This window comes from Azoarcus olearius (assembly GCF_001682385.1).
GTDB classification, from domain to species: Bacteria; Pseudomonadota; Gammaproteobacteria; order Burkholderiales; family Rhodocyclaceae; genus Azoarcus; species Azoarcus olearius.
In genome coordinates, this window is the sequence record NZ_CP016210.1 from 254,026 (window position 1) to 278,218 (window position 24,193).

The following is a 24,193-nucleotide window of genomic DNA, read 5'->3' on the forward strand; positions in this document are numbered from 1 at the left end:
AAAAGAACGGTTTTCACCTCGCGCACGGCCCCGAACGCCATATTTCATCCCGGACCCCATGCTCTAATCGATTCACGCAACCCCTCCGCCAAAGGTCGCCACTCCCCCGGCCGGCGGCACGAACGACAGGAAATTTCGACCATGACCTTCCGCCCCAAGTACATCACCTTCGACTGCTACGGCACCCTGATCCGCTTCCGCATGGGCGACACCGCGCGCGCCATGTACGCCGACCGCCTGCCGCCGGAACAGCTGGAACGCTTCGTGCACGACTTCAATGCCTACCGCCTCGATGAAGTGATGGGCGACTGGAAGCCCTACGTCGACATCCTCAAGAGCGCGCTGGAGCGCACCTGCAAGCGCCACGGCGTGAAGTACCTCGAGGAAGAAGGCCAGAAGTACTACGACCTGGTGCCGACCTGGGGCCCCAACCCGGACGTGCCGGAACCGCTCGCGGTGATCGCCAAGGAAATCCCGCTGGTGATCCTATCGAACGCCGCCAACGAACAGATCATGACCAACGTTGAAAAGCTCGGCGCGCCTTTCCACGCCGTCTATACCGCCGAACAGGCCCGCGCCTACAAGCCGCGCCTGCAAGCCTTCGAATACATGCTGGACCAGCTCGGCTGCGGCCCGGAAGACATCCTCCACGTGTCCTCCAGCCTGCGCTACGACCTGATGTCGGCCGACGACCTCGGTATCAAGAACAAGGTCTTCGTGAACCGCGGCCACGATCCCGCCTGCGCCGCCTACAACTACACCGAGATCAAGGACATCGGCGGCCTGCCCGCGCTGGTCGGCCTCTGATCCTGCTGTCTCCTTCCACCGCCACCCCGAACGAGCCGCGATGAAACTCGAGTCCTACTGGACGGACAGCGCGCCGGCATTTGCCGGCGCCGATACCCCCCTGCCCAAGCGGGCCGACGTCGCCATCGTCGGCGGCGGCTTCACCGGCCTGTCGGCGGCGCTCGCGTTCGCCAAACGCGGCGCCTCGGTAGTGGTGCTGGAAGCGGGCGCGCTCGCCGGCGAAGCCTCGGGGCGCAACGGCGGCCATGTGAACAACGGCCTCGCGGTGGATTACGCCGCGCTCGCCGACAAGGTCGGCCGCGACCAGGCCCGCGCCTGGTATCACGCCTACGACGCCGCGGTGGACAGCGTGGCGCGGGTGGTGGAAGAAGAGGGCATCGCTTGCGATTTCGCCCGCAACGGCAAGCTCAAGCTGGCGGCGCGTCCCGCCCACTTCGAGGCGCTGGCGCGCGGCTTCGAGCAGCTGAAGAACGAGGTGGATCCCGATGTCGAACTGGTCGATGCCGCCGGGGTGCGCGACGAACTCGCCAGCGAACGCTATTGCGGCGGCATCCTGATCAAGAAGAGCGCGCAGATGCACATGGGGCGCTTCGCCGTCGGCCTGGCCGAAGCGGCGCAGCGCCACGGCGCGCGCATCCATACGAGCACCACGGTGACGCGGCTGGAGCGCCGCCGCAGCGAGGGCGTGCATGCCCACCGCGTGCACACCAGTGCCGGCAGTTTCGACGCCGCCCAGGTGCTGGTCGCCAGTGGTGCAACCCGCCACGGCGGCTTCGGCAGCTTCGGCTGGCTGCGGCGGCGCATCGTGCCGGTGGGCAGCTTCATCGTCGTCACCGCGCCGCTCGGCGCCGAACGGGCCGCCGCGCTGCTGCCGCGCCGGCGCACCTACACGACCACCGAGAACATCCACAACTACTTCCGCCTGACCCCGGACAACCGGCTGGTGTTCGGCGGCCGGGCGCGCTTCGCGATCTCCAGCCCGCAGTCCGACCTCAAGAGCGGCCACATCCTGCAGGCAGCGCTGGTGCGCACCTTCCCGCAGCTGGCCGATGTCGGCATCGACTACTGCTGGGGCGGGCTGGTGGACATGAGCCGCGACCGCCTGCCGCGCGCCGGCGAGCGCGACGGCCTGTTCTACTCGCTCGGCTACAGCGGCCACGGCACCCAGATGTCGGTGCACATGGGCGGGATCATGGCCGAGGTGATGGCCGGCAACGCCGCCGCCAACCCCTGGCGCGATCTGCCCTGGCCGGCGATACCCGGCCACTTCGGCCCGCCCTGGTTCCTGCCGGCGGTCGGCCTGTACTACCGCCTCAAAGACACACTGGTCTGACGTCGAGGCCGCTGCCATGTCTTCTTCCACTCTTACCTCGTCGCTCCCCGGCGTCGCCCCCGCCACGCCCGGCCTGAGCCGGCGCGCCGCGCTGGGCCGGCTGCTGGCCGGGGGCTGTGCGCTGCCCGGCCTCGGTCTTCCCGGCCCCGCCTTTGCCAGTCTCGCGGCCATGACGGCGCCGCCGCCGCGGCACGGTGGCTACCTGCGGGTGGCCGCCGCCGCCGCCGCGATCACCGACACGCTGGACCCGGCGAGGCAGTCGAACCAGACCGATTACATCCGCGGCAAGATGTTCTACAACGGGCTGACTGAGCTGGATGCCCACCTGAACCCGCTGCCGGCACTGGCCGAATCCTTCGCCAGCGAAGACGCGCAGGAATGGACCTTCCGCCTGCGCCGCGGCGTGGTCTTTCACGACGGCAAGCCGCTGACGCCGGCCGACGTGGTGTATTCGCTGATGCGCCACAAGGACCCGGCGGTCGGCTCCAAGGCCAACGCCATCGCCGCCCAGATCGACAGCGTCACCGCCGACGGTCCGCAGGCGGTGAAGGTCCGCCTGAAGGCGCCCAACGCCGACCTGCCGGTGCTGATGGGCACCTTCCACTTCCACATCGTCGCCGACGGCACCACCGACTTTCGCCTCGCCAACGGCACCGGCGCCTACCGCTGCCAGGAATTCCGCCCCGGCGTGCGCTCCATCGCGGTCCGCAATCCGAATTACTGGAAGCCCGGCCGGCCCTACGTGGACACCATCGAATGCGTCGGCATCGTCGATGAAGTGGCGCGGGTGAATGCGCTGCTGTCCGGCGATATCGACCTCGTCAGCGCGGTGAATCCGCGCTCGGCGCTGCGCATCGCCGCGACACCGGGTTTCACGTTCATGACCACCCAGTCCGGCCAGTACAGCGACCTGGTGATGCGGCAGGACCGCGGCCCCGGCGCCAACGCGGATTTCGTGCTGGCGCTGAAGTACCTGATGGACCGCGAGCTGATGATGAAAGTCATCGCCCAAGGCCACGCCATGGTCGGCAACGACCAGCCCATCGACCCGACCCACACCTTCTACGCCCCCGGCCTGCCGCAGCGCGCCTACGACCCGGAGCGCGCCCGCTTCCACCTGCGCAAGGCCGGCATGGAAGGCGCGCGGCTGCCCATCGTGGCTTCGCCCGCCGCCACCTATTCGGTGGAGATCGCGCTGGTGCTGCAGCACGCCGCCGCCCGCGCCGGCCTCAACCTGGAGGTGAAGCGCATGCCGGTGGACGGTTACTGGTCCAACCACTGGATGAAGCATCCGCTGTCCTTCGGCAACATCAACCCGCGCGCGAGCGCGGACGCGGTGTTCACCCAGTTCTACCAGTCCAGCTCGGCCTGGAACGCCACCGGCTGGAAGAACCCGCGCTTCGACCAATTGCTGGTGGCCGCCCGTTCCGAGCTGGACGAGCATCGCCGCCGCGCGCTCTACGCCGATATGCAGGCGCTGGTGCACGACGAATGCGGCAGCGGCATCCCCCTGTTCATCGCCTCCATCGACGGCCTCAGCAGCCGGGTGAAGGGCCTGTCGCAGATCCCGCTGGGCGGGCTGATGGGCTACTCCTTCGCCGAAAACGTGTGGCTGGAGGGCTGAGGCCATGAATGCGCTCGTGCTCCGCCTGATCGCCGCCCGCATCGGCCTCGCGCTGGTGTCGCTGCTGCTGGTGTCAGCGGTTGTGTTCGCCATCACCGCGCTGCTGCCGGGCGACGCCGCCGAGGAAAAGCTGGGGCTGGAAGCCACCGCCGAAACCCTGGCGGCGCTGCGCCACGAGATGGGCCTGGATCGCCCGGCGCTGGTGCGCTACGGCGACTGGCTGGCCGGCATGGCCGGCGGCGACCCCGGCCGCTCGGTGGTGAGCGGCGCGCCGGTCGGCCAGCTCATCGCCAGCCGCCTGCCCAACTCGCTGCTGCTCGCCGGCCTCACCGCCGCCATCTCGGTGCCGCTGGCACTGGCGCTGGGCATCGCCGCGGCGATGTGGCGCGGCTCCCGCTTCGACCGCGCCGTCAGCATGGGCGCGGTGGCGGTGGTGTCGGTGCCGGAATTCCTCATCGCCACGCTGGCGGTGCTGCTGTTCGCGGTGCAGCTGCGCTGGCTGCCGGCGCTGGCCTACACCGGGCCGGACGCCGACCTCGCCGAACTGGCGCGCGCCTACGCGCTGCCGGTGTTCAGCCTGTGCTGCGTGATCATCTCGCAGATGCTGCGCATGACCCGCGCCGCGGTGGTGGACCAGTTGCGCGCGCCCTACATCGAGATGGTGCGGCTGAAGGGCGCCTCGCCGCTGCGCATGGTGCTGCGCCACGCGCTGCCGAACGCGCTCGGGCCCATCGCCAATGCGGTGGCGCTGTCGCTGTCCTACCTGCTGGGCGGCGTCATCATCGTCGAGACCATTTTCAACTACCCCGGCGTCGCCAAGCTGATGGTGGACGGCGTGACCCAGCGCGACATGCCCCTGGTGCAGACCTGCGCCATGCTGTTCTGTGCTGCCTACCTGCTGTTGGTCACCGTGGCCGACGTGCTCGGCATCGTCTCCAACCCCAAGCTGCGCCACCGATGAGCGACCAGCCCATGCCCGCTTCCTCCGCCCCCGCGCCGGCGCTGCCGGCCGAGCCGCCCCGGCGCCGGCTGCCACGGCTGCCGCTGCCGGGCCTGCTCGGCCTGGCGGTGATCCTGTTCTGGCTGGCCACCGCCATCGCCGGCCCCTGGATGCTGGCGCCCGAAGCCAATGAGCCCGGCGTCGACGTGGTATTCGGCCGCCTCAGCGCCGCCCATCCGCTAGGCACCGACTACCTCGGCCGCGACATGCTCGCCCGCCTGGTGCTGGGCGCCGGCTACACCGTTGGCGTGGCCATCGTCGCCACCCTGCTGGCCAGCGCCGGCGGCACTGCGCTGGCGCTGCTGGCGGCGGTGCGCGGCGGCTGGACGGACGGCGCCCTGAGCCGCCTGATGGACACGCTGATCTCCATTCCCAGCAAGCTCTTCGCGCTCATCATGGTGGCCGCCTTCGGCTCCTCGGTGACGCTGCTGGCGCTCACCGCGGCGCTGATCTACGTGCCCGGCGTGTTCCGTATCGCCCGCTCGCTGGCGGTGAACATCAACGCCATGGACTACGTGGCGGTGGCGCGCAGCCGTGGTGAACGCGACCTCTACATCATGCGCCACGAGATCCTGCCCAACATGCTCGGCCCCATGCTGGCCGACCTCGGCCTGCGCTTCGTCTATGTGGTGCTGCTGCTCGCCGGCCTGTCCTTCCTCGGCCTCGGCGTGCAGCCGCCGGAGGCGGACTGGGGCTCGCTGGTGCGGGAGAACCTGGGCGGCCTGCCGGAAGGCGCGCCGGCGGTGATCGTGCCGGCGCTCGCCATCGCCAGTCTCACCATAGCGGTCAACCTCTTCATCGACAACCTGCCGGGGCGCGCCCACCGTGAATGACCGCGCCGACAAGGAGATCGCCATGCGCGCAGACAAGGCGGGCGCCGCGGTCGCGGTGCGCGGCCTGCGCATCGCCGCCGGCGGCAAGCCCATCGTGCACGGGCTGGATTTCGACATCGCGCCCGGCGAAGTGCTGGCGCTGATCGGCGAATCCGGCTCGGGCAAGACCACCACCGCGCTCGCGCTGATGGGCTATGCGCGCCAAGGCTGCGAGATCGTCGGTGGCAGCGTGCGCGTCGGCGACATCGAGGTGCTGGGGCTCGACGATGCCGGTCGCCGCAGACTCCGCGGGCGCAGCGTGGCCTACATCGCGCAGAGCGCCGCAGCCTCCTTCAACCCCTCGCGCACCATCATGGACCAAGTGGTGGAGCCGGCGCTGATCCACGGCCTGATGCCGCGCGCCGAGGCCGAGCGCAAGGCGGTGGCGTTGTTCCGCGAACTCGCCTTGCCCAAGCCCGACACCATCGGCGCGCGCTACCCGCACCAGGTTTCCGGCGGCCAGCTGCAGCGGCTGATGGCGGCGATGGCGCTGATCACCGACCCGGCGCTGGTCATCCTCGACGAGCCCACCACCGCGCTCGACGTCACCACCCAGATCGAGGTGCTGCGCGCCTTCCGCCGCGTGGTGCGGGAGCGCGGCACCAGCGCGGTGTACGTCACCCACGACCTCGCCGTGGTGGCGCAGATGGCCGACCGCATCCTGGTGCTGCGCCACGGCGCCGCGCGCGAACTCGGCGACACCCGCCAGATCATCGAGGCGCCGCAGGACGACTACACCCGCAGCCTGCTCGCTGCCGCCCATCCGGCGGCGCGCGAGGGCGGCGCGGCGGCAGCGGCGGGTTCCACGCCGCTGCTCGAAGTGCGCGATCTCGCCGCCGGCTACGGCCCGCGCGGTGCCGACGGCATACCGGCGGTGCCCATCCTCGCCGACATCGATCTCGCGCTGCACCGTGGTCAGGCCATCGGCGTGATCGGCGAATCCGGCTCCGGCAAGACCACGCTGGCCCGCGTCGTCGCCGGCCTGGTGGGGCCGGCGCGCGGCCAGGTGCTGCTGGACGGCGCGCCGCTGCCGGCGACGCTGGCGGAGCGCAGCCGCGAGCAATTGCGCCGCATCCAGATCGTGTTCCAGATCGCCGACACCGCGCTCAACCCGGCGCACACGGTGGAACGCATCCTCGCCCGCCCGCTGCAGCTCTACCACGGTCTCTCCGGCGCGGCACTGCAGGCGCGCATCGCCAAACTGCTCGACCTGGTGCAGCTGCCCGCCGCCGTCGCCGGTCGCCTGCCCGGCGGCTTGTCGGGCGGGCAGAAGCAGCGCATCAACCTCGCCCGTGCGCTCGCCGCCGAGCCGGACATCATCCTCGCCGACGAAGTGACCTCGGCGCTGGACACCGTGGTCGGCGCCGCGGTGCTCGACCTGATGGCCGAGCTGCGGCGCGAGCTGGGCCTGTCCTACCTGTTCATCAGCCACGACCTCAACACCGTGCGCGCGGTGTGCGACGAGGTGGTGGTGCTCTACGCCGGCCGCAAGGTGGAAGCGGTGCCGCGCGAACGCTTCGGCAGCGCGGTGCGCCATCCCTATTTCGACCTGCTCGCGCGCTCGGTGCCGGAAATGCGCCTCGGCTGGCTGGACGACGTCGCCCGCAACGAAGTCCCGCCGGTGGCGCGCACGCCGGGCGGTTGCGTGTTCCTCGACCGTTGCCCGCTGCGGGTGGAGGGCTTGTGCGACAGCGCGCCGCCGCCGCGCCAGCGGCTGGCGGGCGGGAGCGAGATTCTGTGTCATCGCAGTGAGGCGGAGCTGGCTGCGGCGGTGTGATCAGAGCCGTCCAGCTGCCTGCTGACTGTTCCTCCCCCTTCAAGGGGGAGGTTAGGAGGGGGATGGGGTTGGCCGGAGCCGGCGCCGCGCAAGGCTGCACCCCATCCCCACCCCAGCCCGGTAGCCGGTGCCAGGAGGCACCGTCGTTCGGCCGGCGGCGAGCAGTGCTCGCCGAAACCCCGTCCTCACCCCCTTGAAGGGGAGGGAGGATGTGCCCTGACGCCACTTCCTACATTGTTCGCAGCGCCAGTCAGCGCCGCCCCCCAGGAGCCCCCATGCCTCTCACCCTCACCCACCCCGACCTCCAGCGCCAACAGAACTTCATCGCCAACGCCTGGCGCGATGGCACCGACGGCCGCTTGCTGCCGGTCAGCGATCCCGCCACCGACACCGTCTTCGCCCACGTCCCCGACAGCACCGCCGCCGACGCGCGTGCAGCGGTCGATGCCGCCCACGCCGCCTTTCCCGCGTGGCGCGCGCTCACCGGCCGCGAGCGCGCGCAGTACCTGAAACGCTGGCATGCGCTGATCCTTGCCCACCAGGACGACCTCGGCCGGCTGATCTCGCGCGAGCAGGGCAAGCCGCTGGCCGAAGGCCGGGGCGAGGTGCTGTACGCGGCGAGCTATGTCGAATGGTTCGCCGAGGAGGCTGCGCGCAGCCACGGCGAGGTCATCCCCGAGCCGGTGCGCGGGCGCAAGATGCTGATGGTGAAGGAGCCGGTGGGCGTGGTCGCGGCGATCACGCCGTGGAATTTCCCGGCGGCGATGATCGCGCGCAAGATCGCGCCGGCGCTGGCCGCCGGCTGCACCGTGGTTGCCAAGCCGGCCGAGGACACGCCGCTGACCTCGCTGGCGCTGGTACGGCTGGCGGAGGAGGCCGGGCTGCCGGCCGGCGTGCTCAACATGGTCACCGCCTCGCGCGAGCGCGCGGCCGAGGTGGTCGACGTGTGGCTGGCCGACAGCCGGGTGCGCAAGATCACCTTCACCGGCTCCACGCCGGTGGGCAAGCACCTGGTGCGCGAATCGGCGGCCACGCTGAAGCGGGTGTCGATGGAGCTGGGCGGCAACGCGCCCTTCATCGTGTTCGAGGATGCCGACCTCGACGCCGCGGTCGCCGGCCTGATGGCGGCCAAGTTCCGCAACGGCGGCCAGACCTGCGTCTGCCCCAACCGGGTGTTCGTGCACGACGCGGTGCATTACGACTTCGTCGCCCGCCTGTCGGCGCGGGTGGCCGCGCTCAAGGTCGGGCCGGCGAGCGCGCCGGACAGCCAGATCGGGCCGATGATCAACGCTCGCGCGGTGGACAAGATCGCCGCCCACGTCGCCGACGCGGTGGAGCGGGGCGCCTGCGTCGTGACCGGCGGCGAGCGGCTCGCCGCGCTTGGCGCCAACTACTTCGCGCCCACCATCCTGGTCGGGGTGGATGCCGGCATGCGTTGTACGCAGGAAGAAACCTTCGGTCCGGTGGTGCCCGTGACCCGCTTCGAGCATGAAGACGAGGTCGTCGCCGCCGCCAACGACACCCCGTTCGGGCTCGCCGCCTACTTCTACACCCGCGACATGGCGCGCGCCTGGCGTGTGGCCGACCGGCTGGAAAGCGGCATCGTCGGCATCAACGAAGGCGCGCTCGCCGCCGAGGTCGCGCCCTTCGGCGGCATCAAGGAGTCTGGCTACGGTCGAGAGGGCTCGCGCCATGGCCTGGACGACTACACGCAGATGAAGTACCTGTGCCAGGGCGGGCTGGGCTGAAGGGGGCACCTCGGCGCAGCGGGCCGCTCCGGGCCTGCTTCCCGCGCTCCGGCTGTCCGGCACGGCCCGGAGCCGGGGCCTCAGGCGACGATCGAACGTCGACGCCGCCTGTGCAAATGATTGCCGCTCTCATCGCCGCAAACTTCGCTACGATATTGCGTCCGTGCCTTGCCGAACCGCACAGTGTTCGTGGCGCCGCTTTCATAATGTTTCCCATGGTGCACCGCGTTATCCACTTCCTGCTGATGCTTGCCGTCCTGTTCCACGCCGTCGTGGCGCAGGGGGGCTGGGCTGCGGCGGGCTCCTCGCCCAAGGCCTCGCACGCGGCGCTGCACTGGCAGGGCGCGGCTCACCATCACCGCGGCGTGGACGGCACCCACATCCATCACGACACATCGCCGGAATCGCTCAAGCACGTGAATTTCGACTGCGCGGTGCATGCCGTCGCGCTCCTTTCAGCCGGGCTTGCAGACCTGCCGCGCCTGCCCGACGCCACGCTGTTCGTCGCCACCGTGCTCGAACCGCCCGTTCCCTTCCTCGAACGCCTCAAGCGACCTCCCCGATCCGCCGCCTGATCTGAGCCCCTGCATTCCCGGCCGGCGCGTTGCGCTCCGGCGGGGCAGATCCACCGCGTGACCGCGTGGAACCCCGCGTTCCGGCGGCACACCGCTCGTTGGCGAGGACAACTTGAGAACCCAACCCTGGATGGCTGCCTGCGCGATCGCCGGCAGCATGATCTGCTGCGCCGCACTGGCGCAGACCACAGCGCCGCGGGTCGGCCTGGCGCGCGCGCTCGACGCCGCCTGGCAACGCACCCAGGCCGGCACCGAAGCGCAGGTGGCGCTGGCGCGCGCCGAGGCCGAGCAGGCCGCGGCCGACAGCCTGCTGGCCGAGCCGCCGGCGCTCGAACTGAGCCACCGCTCCGACCGCTGGCACGACAACAAGGGCGCGCGCGAAAACGAAGTCGGCCTCGCGCTGCCGCTGTGGCTGCCGGGCCAGCGCTCGGCACGCCAGGCCGCAGCCGAGGCCGGCCGGGCGCTGGCCCACGTCGGTGAAGACGCCGACCGCCTGCGCCTCGCGGGGGAAGTGCGCGAGGCCGCGTGGGCGCTGGCCGGGCTGGACGCCGAAGCGGCGGTGGCCGAGGCCCAGCTGCGCTACCTGCGCGCACTGGCCGCCGATGTCGAGCGCCGCGTCCAAGCGGGCGAATTGGCGCGGACCGATGCGATCGCGGCGCGTGCCGAGGCGCTCGCGGCGCAGGCCGCGTTCAGCGAAGCGCGCGAACGCCGCCACGCCGCGATGACGCGCTGGCAGACGCTGACCGGCCTGGATGCGCCGGCCGATCCGCGCGAGCCCGACACTGTCCCGGCCGCTGCCGGCGACGACGGCCTGCCCGCCACCCACCCCGGCCTGCGCCTGGCCGCGCAGGCAGTGGAGCATGCCCGTCGCGGCGTCGAGGTGGCGCGCACCGACCGTGCCGCGCCACCCGAGCTGACGCTGAGCTACCGCCGCGAAGTCGGCGAAAGTGGCGCCGCGGCCGAGCGCAGCATCACCGTCGGCCTGCGCGTACCCTTCGGCACTGACGCCCGCAACCGACCGCTGGCCGCCGCGGCACAGGGCGAGCTGGCGCAGGCCCAAGTCGCCGAGCTGCGCCTGCGCCAGCAACTCGCCGGCGACCTGCTGGTGGCGCGCGGCGCACTCCAAGCCGCGCAGGCCCAGGCCGAGGCCGCCCGCGAACGCGCCGGCCTGTTGCGCGAACGCGCCCAGCTCATCGACAAGGCCTTCCGTGCCGGCGAGGCCGCGCTGCCCGAGCTGCTGCTCGCCGCGTCCGCCGCCACCCAGGGCGAAGCCGGCCGCGCCCGCCAGGACGCCGCGCTCGGCCTAGCCCGCGCCCGTCTCCAACAAGTTTCCGGAATCCTGCCATGACCCCGATTTCCTCCTTCCCGCTGCGGCGCGGCTTTGCCGTGCTCGCGCTGGCCGCCGCCGGCGCCGCCTTCGCTTCGCCCGGCGCGCACGGCCCTAACGGCGAGCATCTCGATACCCCGTCCGGCGCTGTCGCCGTGTCCGCGACGCCGCGCGTCGAGGCACACTCTGAAGCCTTCGAACTGGTCGGCAAGCTCGATCACGGGCAGTTCAGCTTCTTCATCGGCCGCTACGAGACCAACGAAGCGGTGCTCGGCGCCACGGTCGAACTCGAAGCCGACGGCCTCAAGTCCATCGCCGCCTTCCGCGCGGAATCGGGCGACTACCTGGTGAGCGACGCCGCGGTGGTGGCCGCGCTCGCCAAGCCCGGCGCCCACGCCCTGCTGTTCACCGTGGAAACCGCCGACGACAGCGACCTGCTCGACGCCAGCCTGACGGTGGCCGACGACCACGCCGTCGCTCACGAAGGTGGCAAGCGCGGCCTGCCGCTGGCCTGGACCGCCGCCGGCGTGCTCGGCCTTGCCGCGGTCGGCACCGTCGCCCTGCGCCGGCGCAAGTCGGCCCCGAACCAATCCGCCCGCGGAGGCCGCGCATGAACCGCAAGTCATTCAGCCTGAGCGCGCTGGCGCTCGCCCTCGCCGTGCTCGGTAGCCCGCTCGCGTCCGCCTCGCCCGGCGCCCACGGCCCCAACGGTGAACACCTCGATGCGCCGGGCGCGGCGGTAATCGCCTCCGGCCTCGCCCGCCTGCCCGACGGCAGCGTCAACGTGCCGATGGCGGCGCAGCGCCGCATGGGCGTGCTCACCCGCTTCTCGGTGGAAAGCGAAGCTGCAGCCACGGTGGAACTCGCCGGCCGTGTCGTGATGGACCCCAACGCTGGCGGCCGCGTGCAGCCGATGTACGCCGGCCGCGTCGAAGCCGGCCCCAAGGGCCTGCCGGTAGCCGGCCAGGCGGTGAAGCGCGGCGAAGTGCTCGCTTACCTGCGCTACCAGGCCGAGCCTTACGCCCAGGCCGAGCAGCAGGCCCAGCTTGCCGAGGTGCGCAACAACCGCAAGCTCGCCGAACAGCGCGTCGAGCGCCTGCAGGGGCTGGAAGGCAGCATCCCGCGCAAGGAGATGGACGCCGCGCGCGCCGAACTCGACACCCTGAAGGCGCGCGAGCAGCGCATCGGCGCCGCGCTCGGTGCGCGCGAGGCATTGCTGGCGCCGGTCGACGGCGTGATCGCCCGCGCCGACGCGGTCGCCGGTCAGGTCGTGGAAGCGCGCGACGTGCTCTACGAGATCATCGACCCGGCGCGGGTGCTGGTCGAGGCTACGGTGGCCGACCCGGCGCTGGCCACCGGCATCGCCGAAGCGCGCGTGGTGGAAGCGCCGCAGGTCGCCTTCAAGCTGGTCGGCGCGGCGCGCAGCCTGCGCGACGGCGTGCTGCCGCTGACCTTCCGCGCGGTGCCCGATCCCAAGGCCAAAGTGGCGGCGCTGCCGCTGGCGGTGGGCCAGCCGGTGACGGTGGTGGCGGCGCTTGCCGAGCGCGCCAGGGGCTTCGTGCTGCCGGCCGAGGCGGTGGTGCGCAACAGCGCCAACGAGCCCATCGTGTGGATCAAGTCCGGCGCCGAGCGCTACATCCCGCAGCCGGTGCAGTACCGCGCGCTGGATGCCGCCCGGGTGGTGGTGACCCACGGCCTCGGCGCCGACAACCGCGTGGTGGTGCAGGGCGCACCGCTGATCGCGCAGATCCGCTGAGCGGAGAACGATCATGTTCAACTGGATCGTTCGCTACAGCCTGGCCAACCGGCTATTCGTGCTCGCGCTCGCGCTGCTGATGATGGCCTACGGCGCCTATACCGCGTGGAAGACGCCGGTGGACGTCTTCCCCGACCTCAACAAGCCGGTGGTCACCGTGCTGACCGAGGCCGGCGGCATGGCGCCGGAGGAAGTCGAGCAGCTCGTCACCTTCCCGCTGGAAACCGCGCTCGGCGGCATGCCGGGCGTGACCCGGGTGCGCTCGGTGTCGGGCGTCGGCCTGTCCATCGTCTATGCCGAGTTCGACTGGGGCACCGACATCTACCGCAACCGTCAGCTGGTGTCCGAACGCCTGTCGCTGGTGCGCGAGCAATTGCCGACCGGCATCACGCCGATGATGGGGCCGGTGTCCTCGATCATGGGCGAGGTGATGCTGATCGGGCTGCCGCTGGCGGCCGATGGCAAGGTCAGTGCCATGCAGGCGCGCGAGTACGCGGACTTCGTGCTGCGGCCGCGGCTGCTGTCGATTGCCGGGGTGTCGCAGGTGATTCCGATCGGCGGCGAGGTGCGGCAGTTGCGCGTCGAGCCGGATACGGCGCGCATGGCCCAGGTCGGCGTCAGCCTGACCCAGGTGGAAGAGGCGCTGCGCGGTTTCGCCAGCAATGCCGGCGGCGGCTTCATCGACCTCAACCGGCGCGAATACCTGATCCGCCACCTCGGCCGCGGCAACAACGTCGAGGATCTGGCCGGTCTCGCGGTGGCGTGGAAGGACGGCCGCCCGGTGCTGCTGGAGCAGGTCGCCACGGTGCGCTTCGCGCCCAGCCTCAAGCGCGGCGACGCCGGCTACAACGGCGGGCCGGCGGTGATCGTCAGCGTGCAGAAGCAGCCCGATGCCGACACCGTGAAGCTCACCGGCCAGATCGAGGCCGCGCTCGCCGAGCTCGACCACGGCCGCCCGGCCGGGCTGGCGGCGCCCAAGGTGCTGTTCCGCCAGGCCAACTTCATCGAGGCCTCGATCGGCAACGTCAGCGAGGCGCTGCGTGACGGCGCCATCATGGTGGCGATCGTGCTGTTCGCCTTCCTGATGTCGGCGCGCACCACGCTGATCTCGCTGGTGGCGATCCCGCTGTCGCTGGCGGTGACCGCGCTGGTGTTCCAGCTGCTCGGCCAGTCGATCAACGTGATGACGCTGGGCGGGCTGGCGATCGCGATCGGCGAACTGGTGGACGACGCGGTGGTGGACGTCGAGAACATCCTGCGCCGCCTCAAGCAGAACCGCGCGCTGCCGAACCCGGCGCCGGTGCTGGAGGTGGTGGCGGCGGCGAGCGTGGAGGTGCGCTCCGGCATCGTCTACGCCACCGTCATTGTCTGCCTGGTGTTCGTGCCGCTGTTCGCGCTGCCGGGCATCGAGGGCCGGCTGTTCTCGCCGCTGGGCATGGCCTACATCGTGTCGATTCTGGCTTCGATGCTGGTGTCGATGACGGTGACGCCGGCGCTGTCGAGCTTCCTGCTGCCGCGCATGAAACGGCTGGACCACGGCGACAGCCCGCTGGTGGCGAAGCTCAAGGTCTGGGACGCCAAGCTGCTGACCTGGTCCTTCCCGCGCGCCAAGCTGCTGATCGGCATCGCCGCGCTGGCGGTGGCGGCCGCGGCGGCGAGCGTGCCCTTCTTCCCGCGCGCCTTCCTGCCGGCCTTCAACGAGGGCTCGCTGGTGCTGGGCATGGTGCTCAACCCCGGCACCTCGCTGGAAGAGGCCAACCGCCTCGGCGCGCTTGCCGAAACGCTGATCCGCGAAGTGCCGGAAGTCACCCTGGTGGGTCGCCGCACCGGCCGCGCCGAGCTCGACGAGCACGCCGAAGGCGTGCATGCCGCCGAGATCGACGTCGATCTGCATCCTTCCGAGCGCGGCCGCGAGGCGGTGATGGCCGACATCCGCGACAAGCTGTCGGTGCTGCCGGCGCAGGTCGCCATCGGCCAGCCGATCTCGCACCGGCTGGATCACCTGCTGTCGGGCGTGCGCGCCCAGGTGGCGGTGAAGATCTTCGGTGACGACATCGACACCCTGCGCGGGCTGGCGGAGCAAATGCGCCAGGGCCTGGCCAGCGTGCCAGGTCTGGTCGACCTCACCGTCGAAAAGCAGGTGCTGATCCCGCAGATCACGGTGCGGCTGGACCACCGCAAGGCGGCGCAGGCCGGCCTGACCCCGGGCGAGGCGGTGCGGTTGCTGCAGGCGCTGACCGACGGTGCCCACAGTGCCGAGATCGTCGACGGCCCGCGCCGCTACGACCTGGTGCTGCGGCTGGCCGATGCGCGCCGCAGTCCGCAGGACCTCGCGCGCACGCTGATCGACACGCCGGCCGGCCGCCTGCCGGTGTCGGCGATCGCCAGCGTGCAGGAGACCGACGGCCCCAACCAGGTCGGGCGCGAGAACGGCCGCCGCCGCATCGTGGTGTATGCCAACACCGACGGCTCCGACATGGGCCGGGTGATCGCGGACGTGCGCGCGGTGATCGCCCGCACGCCGATGCCGGCCGGAAACTTCGTCACCCTCGAAGGCCAGTTCCAGGCCCAGGAGCAGGCCACCCGCCTGATCGCCGGGCTGTCGCTGGTGTCGCTGGCAATGATCTTCCTGGTGCTGTATTCGCGCTACAAGTCGGCGGTGCTGGCCGGGGTCATCATGGCCAACATCCCGCTGGCGCTGATCGGCAGCGTGGTGGCGATGTGGCTGGCCGGCGTCACGCTGTCGGTGGCGTCGATGGTGGGCTTCATCACGCTCGCCGGCATCGCCACCCGCAACGGCATCCTCAAGGTCAGCCACTACATCAACCTGTGCCGCTTCGAAGGCGAGAGCTTCGGCGACGCGATGATCGTGCGCGGCTCGCTGGAGCGGCTGACGCCGGTGCTGATGACCGCGCTGGTGGCGGCCTTCGCGCTGACCCCGCTGCTGCTGGCCGCCGATGCCCCGGGCAAGGAGATCCTGCATCCGGTGGCGGTGGTGATCTTCGGCGGGCTGGTCAGCTCCACGCTGCTCGACACCCTGCTGACCCCGGTGATCTTCCGCCTGGTCGGCGAGAAGCCCACCCGCCGCCTGCTCGAAGGCGGCGAGGAGGGCGCGGTGCAGGGCTTGCCGCAGGAGGCCTATTGACCGCCACCGCTACCATTCCGCCCGTTCGCGCACCCGCGCGCAATGAAATCCGAGGCCCGCGCGGCGCCGCCTGCAAAGTGCGCCGCACCTTCGATGGAGATATTCCGATGACAGCCCTCAAGACCCTCCTCGTCGCCGTCGCCTTCGGCGCCGCCTCCCTTGCCGCCGCGCCGGTGCTCGCCCACGGCGACAGCGCCCCCAAGCACGGCGGCATCGTCAAGTCCGCCAACGACCTGTCCTTCGAGTTGGTGGCCGAAGGCGGCGACGCTGCGCTCTATATCGACGACCACGGTTCGGCCTTCGACACCGCCGGCGCCAGCGGCAAGCTCACCGTGCTCGCCGGCAGCGACAAGACCGCAGTGGAGTTGAAACCCGCTGGCGGCAACAAGCTGCTCGCCGCCGGTGCCAGGCTGCCGGCCGGCGCCAAGGTGGTTGCGGTGATCACGACTGCCCAGAACAAGACCGCCTCGGTACGCTTCAACCTGCCCTGAGCGGGTAGCGCCGAACCGGGCTCCGGGGCCGCGCCGCTGCCCCGCCCGGTCCCGGCAAAGCGGTTGTACGGCCCCCTTCGCGGGGGCGTTCGCGCTTATGCCGAAAGGCATAAATGCGGTGCTACGGAAATATCCGTGGCCCTTGTTGCGAATCACGTTTTTCGTACAAGACCGGACGCAGCGCATGGCCGATCCTTGATGCCGACACGATGTCTTGCCGCACCCCCATCCCCGTCTGCCATCAGGAGTAGATCGACATGACTACCAGGACCAAGCGTCGCCTCCGCCGCGTGCTCGTACCCGCGGCCGCCGCCCTCAGCTGTGCCTCGGTGTTTGCCGCCGAACCCGCCGACACCCAGGACGCCGCCGACACCACGCCCGCTGCCGCGACCGCCTCCGCCAGCACGCTCGACACCGTCAGCGTCACCGGCAAGAAGCAGCCCTACCGCAAGCTCACCGCCACCGGCGCCACCAAGACCGACACCCTGCTGAAGGATCTGCCGCAGAGCGTGCGCGTGCTGACCGAGGACCTGCTGGAAGACGCCGGCGTCACCAACCTCGCCGGCGCGCTGGACCTTTCCAGCGGCGTGTCGCGCCAGAGCAACCTCGGCGGCCTGTGGGACAGCTACGCGATGCGCGGCTTCACCGGCGACCCCAGCTTCGGCTCCGACTACCTGGTGAACGGCTTCAACTACAGCCGCGGCTACAACGGCGTGCGCGACGCCGCCAACACCGGCTCGGTGGAAGTGCTGAAGGGGCCGTCGGCCGCGCTGTACGGCCGCGGTGAACCCGGCGGCACGGTGAACATCACCACCAAGAAGCCGTTGTTCCAGCGCGAAGGCCAGGTGGACATCTCCTACGGCAGCTTCGACGCCTTCCGCACCGCGATCGACCTCACCGGCCCGATCTCCGACCGCATGGCCTACCGCCTCAACGGCGCTTACGAGAAGGCCGGCAGCTATCGCGACCACGTCTCGTCGGAACGCTCGCTGATCTCGCCGTCCTTCCTGTGGATGCTGTCGTACGACACCACGCTGTCGTACGAGCTGGAAGTGTCGCGCCAGAAGGCCACCTTCGACCGCGGCGTGATGGCGATCAACGGCAAGCTCGGCGTGCTGTCGCGCAAGCGCTTCCTCGGCGAACCGGGCGATGGCGATCACGACACCGAGACCGTCGGCCACCAGGTCTTCCTGCAGCACTACCTCAACGACGACTGGCAGCTGCAGGGGGGCTTCAGCTTCCGCGAAAGCTCGATCAAGGGCACCTCGACCGAAGTGCGCTTCCTGCGCGCCGACGGCGAGAACGCGGCACGCCAGCGCCGCACCCGCGACAACGAGGCCTCCGATCTGTCCGCGCGCGCCGAGCTGCTCGGCAGCTTCAGGACCGGCCCGCTCAGGCACAACGTGCTGTTCGGCGTCGATGCCTACAAGTTCGTCGACGAGCGCCTGCAGTACCGTATCGCCAACGCCGGCGACATCAACATCTTCGAGCCGGTGTACGGCAATGTGGTGTGGGGCTTCACGCCCGCCAACCGCAACACCGACACCAAGGAAGAGCAGGATTCGCGCAGCCTCTATGCGCAGGACCAGATCGACCTGACCGAGCAGTGGAAGCTGCTGCTGGGCGTGCGCTTCGACGACTACGACCAGAAGCTGACCAACAACCGCAACGGCATCGTGGTGAAGAAGTCGCTCGCCGCCACCAGCCCGCGCGTCGGCCTGGTATATCAGCCGACCAAGCAGGTTTCGCTGTATGCCCAGGCGGGCAAGAGCTTCCGCCCCAACGGCGGGGTGAGCCGCGACTTCACCGCCTTCGATCCGGAAGAGGGCCGCTCGTATGAACTGGGCGCCAAGTGGGATTCCGCCGACCAGCGCATCACCAGCACTGTTGCGCTGTTCCACATCACCAAGGAAAACGTGCTGAGCCCGGACCCGGTCGATCCGAACAACTTCTACGTGACCGCCGGCGAAGTGGAAAGCAAGGGCCTGGAGTTCGACCTGTCCGGCGAGATCATGCCGACCGTCCGCCTGTCCTTCGCCTACGCCTACACCAAGACCGAGGTCACCAAGGACAACAACAAGCTGCTGCAAGGCCGAGAGCTGGCCAACGTGCCGCTGCACAGCGCCAACCTGATGCTGGTCAAGAGCCTGTCGCTGAACGACAAGCCGGCGACCGTCGGCGTCGGCCTGAACTATGTCGGCGAACGCGAAGGCGCGGTGGCACCGCTGGTTGCCGCCGACGACTTCAAGCTGCCCGGCTACACCACGGTCAAGCTCACCGGCTCGTACAACTTCGACAAGCAGACCAAGCTGATGCTGGAGGTCGATAACCTCTTCGACAAGGAGTACTACACCAGCTCCTACAGCCAGGCCTGGGTCTATCCGGGCAGCCCGCGCGCCTTCAAGGCCACGCTGCAGCACCGCTTCTGATTGCCTGCGAGAGCCGAACGATGAACCTGAAACCGATGTTCCGCAGCATCGCCGCCGGCCTCGCGCTGGCGGCCGCGGCCAGCGCCGCTCACGCCCACCAGATCTGGTTCGAGCAGGCCGGCAACAGCATCACCTTCCGCTACGGCGAACTCGACGAGAACCTGCACGAAGTCTCGCCCGGCGGCCTGGATCGCTTTCGCGCGCTCGAAGCGCGCTGGGTCAAGGCCCAGGGCACCGCGCCGCTGGCGATGCAGAAACTGCAGGACGGCTACGCGGTGCCGGCGCGCACCGCCGCCGGTGAATCGCTGCTCGCCATCGACAACAACTACCCGATGTTCGACACCAGGCGCGACGGCAAGCTGTTGCGCACCTGGTGGGTGCCGGCGACGCGCTGGGTTGGCGACTTCTCGGCGCGCAAGGCCGAGCTGCCGCTGGATTTCGTGCCCACCGGCGTCAAGCGCGGCGACGCGGTGGAGTTCCAGCTGGTGTACAAGGGCGAGCCGCTCGCCGGCGAAAAGGTGAAGCTGGCCACGCCTTCGGGCTGGGTCAAGTACGCCACTACCGACGCCGACGGCAAGGTCGCCTTCGCGCTGCCGTGGAAGGGCAACTACGTGCTCGGCGTGTATTACACCGACGAGATCGAAGGCGTGCGCGGCGACGAGAAGTACCAGCTGGAGGGCTACAACACCTCGGTGTCGTTCAACCTGGCAAAGGGGCTGGCGCCGCTGGCGACGGCAGCGCAGACGCTGCCGGGCGGGAAGCACTGAGCTTTAGGCGCTGAGTTGCGCCGGAAGCAGGCTCTGCTCCCTCCCCTTCAAGGGGAGGGCTGGGGTGGGGATGGGGTTATCGCAGCGCGGAGCCCAGCCCCCTCCCCCTCCCAGCCTCCCCCTTGAAGGGTGAGGAGCACAACCGGCGACCATCACACTGCCTCGCCAGTTCGACTCCTCGTCACAAAGCCCGCGACGGGCTCCCTCCGTCGCGGGCTTTGTGCGCTCTGAAGCGCGGTTTTCCGGGCGGTCGGGCGGCAGCTCCGGCTTCCGCCCCAACCCCATGCACCACCGTGTAGCACCCCGAACACTCTTGGTGCATCTCGCCCCGACAAAGCGCCTCTACGGGCTTGAACGGGGCGACTGCGGCGGCCGCCGCGACCGGCAAAGATTGCGGTGCGCGGGGAAGGACGGAATTTTGTGCTGCGCCTCCGTCGCCGCGGACGATATTCGCGCGAATTCGCCCCTGCTGCCCCGCAGGACCAGGACTTAGGCGCGATTACTGCAACACGGAAGTACAGGAAAGCGGCGCGTCCGCCCCGGTGCGGGGCGCGCCAGACAGCGGCGGGAGGGTGTTCCCGCCGCCTCCAACGAAACTTTATGCGGGTGACTTGATGTCCTCTACAGCAAGCCTTTCCTCCACCGTCGGCTTCGGTCCGGCCGCCGCCGCGGGCATCATGCCGCTGGCGGCGGTGCGCGCGCCGCGCATCGTCTCGATCGACATCCTGCGTGGCCTCGTGATGCTGGTGATGCTGCTCGACCATGTGCGCGAGACGCTCTACCTGCATCTGCAGGTGACCGACCCGATGACCATCGCCACCACGCCGGCGGCGCTGTTCTTCTCGCGCTTCGCGGCGCACTTCTGCGCGCCGGCCTTCGTCTTCCTCACCGGGCTGTCGGCCTGGCTGTACGCCAACCCGCCAGCGGGTACGCCGCGGCCGGTGAAGAGCTTCCTGATGAAGCGCGGCTTCCTGCTGCTGTTCCTCGAAGCCACGGTGATCACCTTTGCCTGGAGCGGTGACCTGCCGCCCAGGGTGATCTACCTGCAGGTGATCTGGGCGATCGGTCTGGCGATGGTCGTGCTGGCGCTGATGTCCGGGCTGCCGCGCAAGCTGCTGGCCGCGATCGGCTTCATCATCGTGTTCGGCCACAACGCGCTTGCCGGCCTCAGCTTTGCGCCGGACAGCCCGCTCTACCTGCCCTGGACGCTGCTGCTGCACCGCGGCCCGGTGATTGCCGAAGGCGCGTTGCAGATCAAGCTGACTTACCCGGTATTGCCGTGGATCGGCGTGATCCTGCTCGGCTGGGTGGCGGGGCCGCTGTACGCCCACACGGTCGGTGCCGCGCGCCGCATCAAGCTGCTGCTGGCGCTCGGCCTCGCCTGCCTGGGGCTGCTGCTCGTGCTGCGCGGCTTCAACATCTACGGCGAGAACGCGCCGTGGGAATACGGCGCCACCACGGTGCACACGGTGATGTCCTTCCTCAACTTCACCAAGTACCCGCCCTCGCTGGATTTCCTGCTGACCACGCTGGGCACCGCCTTCCTGCTGCTGGCCGCCTTTGAGCGTGCCGACAACCGCGTCGGCCGCTTCCTCGCCACCTTCGGCGGCGCGCCGATGTTCTATTACATCGGCCACCTGCTGTTGCTGCTCGTGCTCTACAAGATCCTGCTCGCGGTGTTCGGACCCAACCAGGGCACCCGTTTCGGCGTGAATCCCGACCAGTTCTGGGTGGTGTGGGTGTCCACCGTGGCGCTGATCCCGGTGCTGTATTTCCCCTGCCGCGCCTTCGCCCGCTACAAGCGCACCAGCAAGTGCACTTGGGTCCGCTACTTCTGACTTTCCCTCTTCATCCGGTCTTCACCGCAATCCGTCCAGTACCACAGGAGTCGTAAATGAAACTTCGGCGCTTCTTCTCGTCCCTTTCCCTGGCCTTCGCCATCGCCTGCGGCGCCGTCTCCGCCCCGGCCGTCGCGCAGTCCGCTCCCGCCACCACCGCCGGCGCCGACAGCGCGCCCGCCGTGACCGGTACCATCGACGCTGCGCCGACGGCCAAGCCGGCCGCCGCGGCTGCAGCCAAGGTGGAGAACCCCTACGGCCTCGAAGCGCTGTGGGCCGGCAGCGACGCGGTTGCCAAGGTGGTGCTGGTGCTGATGATCATCATGAGCGCGGGCAGCTGGTACATCATCATCGTCAAGCTGATCGAGCAGACCCGCATGTATCGCCAGGCCAAGGCGGTGGACGGCGTGTGGAAGTCGGCCACGATCAAGCACGGCGCCGAGAACCTGGAGAACGGCAGCCCGTTCCGCTTCATCGCCGAAGCCGGCCTGGAAGCCACCAACCGCCACGACAGCCTGCTCGAGCACGTCGACCTCAATGACTGGGTCACGCTCAGCATTCACCGCGCCATCGAGAAGGTGCAGAGCCGCATGCAGAACGGCCTGGCCTTCCTCGCCACGGTCGGTTCCACCGCGCCTTTCGTCGGCCTCTTCGGCACCGTGTGGGGCATCTATCACGCGCTGACCGCGATCGGCATCGCCGGCCAGGCCTCGATCGACAAGGTTGCCGGCCCGGTGGGCGAGGCGCTGATCATGACCGCCATCGGCCTCGCCGTCGCGGTGCCGGCGGTGCTCGGCTACAACTGGCTGGTCCGCCGCAACAAGGGCGTGATGGACCAGGTCCGCGGCTTCGGCAACGAACTGCACACCGTCATCCTGTCGTCGGCCAAGCGCGCCTGAGCGCCGCGCCGGAAGGAGCGCCACCATGGCCATGAACGTAGGCTCGGCGGACGAAGACGATGGCGTCATGTCGGCGATCAACACCACGCCGCTGGTCGACGTGATGCTGGTGCTGCTGATCATCTTCCTGCTCACCATCCCGGTGGCCACCGTCTCGGTGCCGGTCGAGCTGCCCAAGGAAACCATCGAGGCGCGCGAGACCAAGCCCGAGAACGTGATCCTGTCGGTGGACAAGGGCGGCGCGCTGTTCTGGCACGACGTCCGCGTCGCCAACGTCGATGCGCTGGTCGAGCGGCTGAAGAAGGTGTCGGTGCAGCAGCCGCAGCCGGAAGTGCAGATCCGTGGCGACCTCGATGCCGCCTACGACGGCGTCGGCCGCATCCTCTACGCCTGCCAGCGCGCAGGCATCACCAAGGTCGCCTTCATCACCGAGCCGCCGGCTCGCGGTGGCTGAGGGCGGGAGACGCGCATGGGAATGAACGTAGGCAGTGCCGGCGCTTCGAGCGAGCCGGAAGTGATGGTCGACATCAACACCACGCCGCTGATCGACGTGATGCTGGTGTTGCTGATCATGCTGATCATCACCATCCCGATCCAGCTGCATTCGGTGAATCTCGACCTGCCGGTGGGCACGCCGCCGGCGAGCGACATCAAGCCGGAGATCGTCAAGATCGACATCGACGACAAGAGCACGGTGTATTGGCAGGGCGTGGCGCTCGCCGACATGGGCGAGCTGGAGACCAGGCTGCGCGAGATCGCGGCGCGGCCGGTAGCGCCCGACCTCCACCTGCGCCCCGACAAGGCGGCGCGCTATGCGGTGGTGGCGCGGGTGCTGGCCGACACCAAGCGCCTGGGGCTGACCAAGATCGGCGTCATCGGCAGCGAACAGTTCGTGCAGTAGCACGCACGACCAACAGCACGGGCAAGTCATGGATTACAGCTTTCAACCCAAGAAAACGTCGGGGCGCTATGTCGGCATCGGCATCGTCGTCGGCCTGCACGTCGTGATCGGCTGGGCGCTGGCTTCGGGCATGGCGCGCAAGGCAGTCGAGGTGATCAAGAAGCCGCTCGAGGCGGTGGTCATTCAGGAGGTCACGCTGCCGCCGCCCCCGCCACCCCCGCCGCCGCCGAAAATCGTGCAGCCGCCCAAGCAAGTGGTGGCGCCCAAGGTGCAGGCGCCGCCGCCGCCACCCTTCGTGCCGCCGCCGGAAGTCGCGGTAGCGCCGAGTGCGGCCCCGGCGATCGAGGCGGTGCATACGCCGCCGCCGGCTCCGCCGGTGATCGCGCCGCCCGCTCCTCCGGCGCCACCCGCGCCGGTGGCCGCCAAGTCCGACATCGGCGTCGCCTGCCCGGTGCAGGCCAAGCCGGAAATGCCGGAAAAGGCGATCAACAGCGGGATTGCGGGTGTGGTGCGCGCGGAGGCGGTGATCCGCGGCGGCGTGGTGCAGGAGGTACGCATCCTCTCCGGGCCGCGGGTGTTCCACGCAGCGGTGAAAACGGCGATGCAGCAGTACCGCTGCACTGCGCCCGACGGCACCGTGGCGAGCCAGGACTTCGACTTCAAGGTCGAGGGCTGAGCTTCGCGGTAATGGGAAGGGCCGGCTGTTCAGCCGGCCCTTTTTGTTTTTCAGCGACGAACACAGCGGAGCAGGCGGCTACGGGTGTTCCTTCTAGGGGGAGGGTGGGGTTTCGGCGAGCATCGCTCGCCCTGGGCCGAACGACGGAGCGTAGCGGAGGCTCCCGGGTTGGCCTGTTTACTCCCTCCCCTTCAAGGGGAGGGTTGGGGTGGGGATGGGGTTCACCCC

General features: G+C 69.8%; 20 protein-coding genes. All 20 read left to right on the plus strand.

Annotation, left to right across the window (positions count from 1 at the left end; genetic code table 11):
* The first annotated feature begins 141 nt into the window (after positions 1–141).
* The 20 genes from dqs_RS01155 (at position 142) to dqs_RS01250 (ending at position 23,965) form a co-directional block, all read left to right on the plus strand.
* Entirely contained in the window at positions 142–807 is a 666-nt protein-coding gene (locus dqs_RS01155) for a haloacid dehalogenase type II (protein WP_011763951.1), read from the plus strand.
* A 40-nt stretch (positions 808–847) separates the two neighbouring features.
* Positions 848–2,140 carry an NAD(P)/FAD-dependent oxidoreductase gene (locus dqs_RS01160; protein ID WP_065339425.1) on the plus strand — a complete coding sequence of 431 codons (1,293 nt, stop codon included), beginning with the start codon at positions 848–850 and terminating at the stop codon, positions 2,138–2,140.
* A 16-nt stretch (positions 2,141–2,156) separates the two neighbouring features.
* The gene (locus dqs_RS01165; RefSeq protein ID WP_065339426.1) at positions 2,157–3,764 is read left to right on the plus strand and encodes an ABC transporter substrate-binding protein; all 1,608 of its coding nucleotides are present in this window, start codon (positions 2,157–2,159) and stop codon (positions 3,762–3,764) included.
* A 4-nt stretch (positions 3,765–3,768) separates the two neighbouring features.
* Positions 3,769–4,725, plus strand: a complete 957-nt coding sequence (locus dqs_RS01170; RefSeq protein ID WP_011763954.1) for an ABC transporter permease — start codon at positions 3,769–3,771, stop codon at positions 4,723–4,725.
* A gap of 11 nt (positions 4,726–4,736) precedes the next feature.
* Positions 4,737–5,597, plus strand: a complete 861-nt coding sequence (locus tag dqs_RS01175) for an ABC transporter permease (RefSeq protein ID WP_236778718.1) — start codon at positions 4,737–4,739, stop codon at positions 5,595–5,597.
* Positions 5,598–5,619: 22 nt separating this feature from the next.
* Positions 5,620–7,413 (plus strand): ABC transporter ATP-binding protein, encoded by a 1,794-nt coding sequence (locus dqs_RS01180; protein ID WP_065341590.1) that lies wholly within the window; start codon positions 5,620–5,622, stop codon positions 7,411–7,413.
* A 275-nt stretch (positions 7,414–7,688) separates the two neighbouring features.
* Positions 7,689–9,161 (plus strand): NAD-dependent succinate-semialdehyde dehydrogenase, encoded by a 1,473-nt coding sequence (locus tag dqs_RS01185; protein WP_065339427.1) that lies wholly within the window; start codon positions 7,689–7,691, stop codon positions 9,159–9,161.
* 215 nt (positions 9,162–9,376) lie between these two features.
* Complete coding sequence (locus dqs_RS01190; protein ID WP_148268700.1) at positions 9,377–9,736, plus strand: hypothetical protein; 360 nt, start codon at positions 9,377–9,379, stop codon at positions 9,734–9,736.
* A gap of 112 nt (positions 9,737–9,848) precedes the next feature.
* Entirely contained in the window at positions 9,849–11,084 is a 1,236-nt protein-coding gene (locus tag dqs_RS01195; RefSeq protein WP_084018135.1) for a TolC family protein, read from the plus strand.
* Complete coding sequence (locus tag dqs_RS01200) at positions 11,081–11,677, plus strand: hypothetical protein (RefSeq protein ID WP_065339429.1); 597 nt, start codon at positions 11,081–11,083, stop codon at positions 11,675–11,677. The genes dqs_RS01195 and dqs_RS01200 overlap by 4 nt, the downstream gene beginning before the upstream one ends.
* Positions 11,674–12,819, plus strand: a complete 1,146-nt coding sequence (locus dqs_RS01205; RefSeq protein ID WP_065339430.1) for an efflux RND transporter periplasmic adaptor subunit — start codon at positions 11,674–11,676, stop codon at positions 12,817–12,819. The genes dqs_RS01200 and dqs_RS01205 overlap by 4 nt, the downstream gene beginning before the upstream one ends.
* A 13-nt stretch (positions 12,820–12,832) precedes the next feature.
* Positions 12,833–15,964 carry an efflux RND transporter permease subunit gene (locus dqs_RS01210; protein WP_065339431.1) on the plus strand — a complete coding sequence of 1,044 codons (3,132 nt, stop codon included), beginning with the start codon at positions 12,833–12,835 and terminating at the stop codon, positions 15,962–15,964.
* Positions 15,965–16,071: 107 nt separating this feature from the next.
* Positions 16,072–16,455, plus strand: a complete 384-nt coding sequence (locus tag dqs_RS01215) for a hypothetical protein (protein WP_041642182.1) — start codon at positions 16,072–16,074, stop codon at positions 16,453–16,455.
* Positions 16,456–16,712: 257 nt separating this feature from the next.
* Positions 16,713–18,884: a TonB-dependent siderophore receptor gene (locus dqs_RS01220; protein WP_065339432.1), complete on the plus strand. Its 2,172-nt coding sequence runs from the start codon at positions 16,713–16,715 to the stop codon at positions 18,882–18,884.
* 20 nt (positions 18,885–18,904) lie between these two features.
* On the plus strand, positions 18,905–19,651 hold the full coding sequence (locus tag dqs_RS01225) for a DUF4198 domain-containing protein (protein WP_084018137.1): 747 nt from the start codon (positions 18,905–18,907) through the stop codon (positions 19,649–19,651).
* 614 nt (positions 19,652–20,265) lie between these two features.
* Positions 20,266–21,489 carry an acetyltransferase domain-containing protein gene (locus dqs_RS01230; RefSeq protein WP_084018139.1) on the plus strand — a complete coding sequence of 408 codons (1,224 nt, stop codon included), beginning with the start codon at positions 20,266–20,268 and terminating at the stop codon, positions 21,487–21,489.
* 56 nt (positions 21,490–21,545) lie between these two features.
* Positions 21,546–22,388: a MotA/TolQ/ExbB proton channel family protein gene (locus dqs_RS01235; protein WP_065339433.1), complete on the plus strand. Its 843-nt coding sequence runs from the start codon at positions 21,546–21,548 to the stop codon at positions 22,386–22,388.
* A 25-nt stretch (positions 22,389–22,413) separates the two neighbouring features.
* Complete coding sequence (locus dqs_RS01240) at positions 22,414–22,842, plus strand: ExbD/TolR family protein (RefSeq protein WP_011763968.1); 429 nt, start codon at positions 22,414–22,416, stop codon at positions 22,840–22,842.
* Between the two features lie 15 nt (positions 22,843–22,857).
* Positions 22,858–23,289, plus strand: coding sequence for an ExbD/TolR family protein (locus dqs_RS01245; RefSeq protein ID WP_041642193.1), 432 nt, complete (start codon positions 22,858–22,860; stop codon positions 23,287–23,289).
* Positions 23,290–23,317: 28 nt separating this feature from the next.
* Complete coding sequence (locus dqs_RS01250) at positions 23,318–23,965, plus strand: energy transducer TonB (protein WP_065339434.1); 648 nt, start codon at positions 23,318–23,320, stop codon at positions 23,963–23,965.
* Positions 23,966–24,193 lie beyond the last annotated feature (228 nt).